The organism is Bradyrhizobium sp. SHOUNA76, from assembly GCF_023006445.1.
Classification (GTDB): domain Bacteria; phylum Pseudomonadota; class Alphaproteobacteria; order Rhizobiales; family Xanthobacteraceae; genus Bradyrhizobium.
This window is the reverse complement of the sequence record NZ_JALBHA010000699.1, coordinates 1-2566: the sequence shown is the minus strand read 5'-3', so window position 1 is coordinate 2566 and position 2566 is coordinate 1. Positions and strand designations below refer to the sequence as shown.

Below are 2566 nucleotides of genomic sequence, written 5' to 3'. Positions count from 1 at the left end.
CCGCATCGACCGCGACGCTGACCGCGACCGCGGCCACCGCGACGGCGGTGCCGATCAATGGCGTGCCGGTCGAGATCGCGGCCGCCATCCGATCCGGCAAGTCCCGCTTCGACATCAGCCTCGATCCGGCCGAGCTCGGCCGCATCGACGTGCGCATCAACGTCGACCGCGCCGGCAACGTCACCTCGCATCTCACCGTGGAGAAGCCGGAGACGCTGCAGATGCTGCGCCAGGACGCGCCGCAATTGCAGCGCGCGCTCGACGATGCCGGGCTCAAGACCGGCAGCAACGGGCTGTCCTTCAGCCTGCGCGACCAGAATTCATCGGGCCAGAACTCCGGCCAGAACAACGACAATGGCGGCAATGCCCGCCGGCTGATCATCAGCGAGGACGATACCGCTGCTGCCGCACCCGTCGGGCGCGGCTATGGCCGCATGTACGGGCCGAGCAGCGGCGTCGACATCAGAGTGTAGGGAGTATCGACATGACCACCACGACTGGCGCCACCGCCCCTTCCGTCGTCTCCGGGACCACCGACCTCCCGAAATCCTCCTCGTCGAACTCGCTGGGCTCGACCACGGGATCGACGCTCGCCGGCAACTTCCAGACCTTCCTGACGCTGCTGACCACGCAGTTGCAGAACCAGAACCCGCTGGATCCGCTCGACACCAACCAGTTCACCCAGCAGCTGGTGCAGTTCGCCGGCGTCGAGCAGCAGCTCAAGACCAACGATGCGCTGTCCCAGCTCGTCACCCTGCAGCAGACCACGCAGGCGACCCAGGCGCTCGGCTTCGTCGGCAAGACCGCCCTGGTCGACGGCTCGACCGCGACCATGACGAAGTCGTCGGCGACCTGGCATCTCAACGTGCCCAGCGATTCCACGGTCGACATCACCGTCGCCAATGCCAGCGGCCAGACCGTGTTCACCGGCAAATACACCGCCGCCGCGGGCACCGACATTCCCTTCACCTGGAACGGCATGGGCAATGACGGCACGCAATGGCCCGACGGCAAGTACACGATCTCGGCAACGGGCAAGGATGTCGCGAACAACAATGTCGGCATCGCCGCCCAGGTGCAGGGCGTGGTGTCGTCGGTCGACCTGACCCAGTCGCCGCCGCTGCTCACCATCGACGGCGCCAGCTACACCCTGAGCCAGGTCAAGAGCATCATCGCGACAAGCAGCAATTAGGCCGGACACGAGCCATATATTCGGTGTCATCCCCGCGAAGGCGGGGATCCATAACCACAGGAAGAAATTTGACGAAGATTGGTGGTTAAGAAGTCATTCTCGGGACTGCTACCTGCATCCCATCGTTAGATCACGCGGTATGGATCCCGGGCTCGCGCTGCGCGCGCCCCGGGATGACAGTTAAGAGCTTCGCAGCGCCCGCGCGCTGGCTCTATTTGTTAGTAAAGTATTTACGAAGTCCCCCTCGACCGGCCCGGAAACACGTTCCGCCGGCCGACACGGCGGCGTTCCAGCCATTTTCAACGAGAATTGTATTGAAGCCTTAGGCTTAGCGGATTTTTAAGCCGCCGGGCGTAGGGTTACGGGCGTGAGTTCAGTGGTTGAGAGTTTGTGAGTACGCCATGACAGAACCCCATCGCCCGAGGGTAAAATACGTCATCGGGCCGGACGGTAGTCCGTTGACGATCGCGGATCTGCCAGCACCCGGCACCAAACGCTGGGTCATCCGCCGCAAGGCCGAAGTCGTCGCCGCCGTTCGTGGTGGACTTCTTTCGCTCGAGGAGGCCTGCAGCCGTTATACCCTGACGGTCGACGAATTCCTCTCCTGGCAGTTTTCCATCGACCAGCATGGTCTGGCGGGTCTTCGCACCACCCGTATCCAGCAATATCGCCAGTAAGGCGATCCGGAAAACTGCGGCTTTTGACGAAAATCGGCCTCGCCCTGCGAGGCCGATTTTTTTCATATCGCTGTTTGGCGCTACTTTTGTCCGACCTCTTAACCTTCGTTAACCATATCGAAACCATCCCCTAGGCAATAATTGCCCAGTCGGCCTTTCCAGTGAAAGCGGCCGAATCTGTTGGGGCGGTTGCTTGCAAGGTCTTGCTGACTTTCTGAAGAGTATCGGCGCCGCCCGGTTCGGGGCGATGATCGCGGTCACCGCCGCGCTCGTCGGCTTTTTCGCGTTCGTCATCATGCGCGTCACCACGCCGCAGATGACGACGCTGTTCACCGACCTCAGCGTCGAGGATTCCTCTGGCATCATCAAGGACCTGGAACGCCAGGGCATCCAGTTCGAAATCCGCAATGAGGGCTCCATCATCATGGTGCCCAAGGACAAGGTCACCCGTCTCAGGATGAAGCTCGCCGAGGGCGGCCTGCCCAAGGGCGGCGGCGTCGGCTACGAGGTGTTCGACAAGTCGGACGCACTCGGCACCACCTCTTTCGTCCAGAACATCAATCACCTCCGCGCGCTGGAAGGCGAGCTCGCCCGCACCATCCGCGCCATCGACCGCATCCAGGCTGCCCGCGTCCATCTGGTGCTGCCCGAGCGTCCGCTGTTTGCGCGCGAGGCGCCGGAGCCGTCGGCCTCGATC

General features: G+C 62.8%; 4 protein-coding genes. All 4 read left to right on the top strand.

What is annotated here, in order from left to right; genetic code table 11:
• A partial coding sequence (locus MOV74_RS35850; protein WP_246931955.1) for a flagellar hook-length control protein FliK occupies positions 1 to 473 on the top strand: 473 nt, incomplete at its 5' end.
• Between the two features lie 11 nt (positions 474 to 484).
• Positions 485 to 1192 carry a flagellar hook assembly protein FlgD gene (locus tag MOV74_RS35845; RefSeq protein ID WP_246931952.1) on the top strand — a complete coding sequence of 236 codons (708 nt, stop codon included), beginning with the start codon at positions 485 to 487 and terminating at the stop codon, positions 1190 to 1192.
• A 401-nt stretch (positions 1193 to 1593) separates the two neighbouring features.
• Complete coding sequence (locus MOV74_RS35840; protein ID WP_002714638.1) at positions 1594 to 1869, top strand: DUF1153 domain-containing protein; 276 nt, start codon at positions 1594 to 1596, stop codon at positions 1867 to 1869.
• 193 nt (positions 1870 to 2062) lie between these two features.
• A partial coding sequence (gene fliF / locus MOV74_RS35835) for a flagellar basal-body MS-ring/collar protein FliF (protein WP_246931950.1) occupies positions 2063 to 2566 on the top strand: 504 nt, incomplete at its 3' end.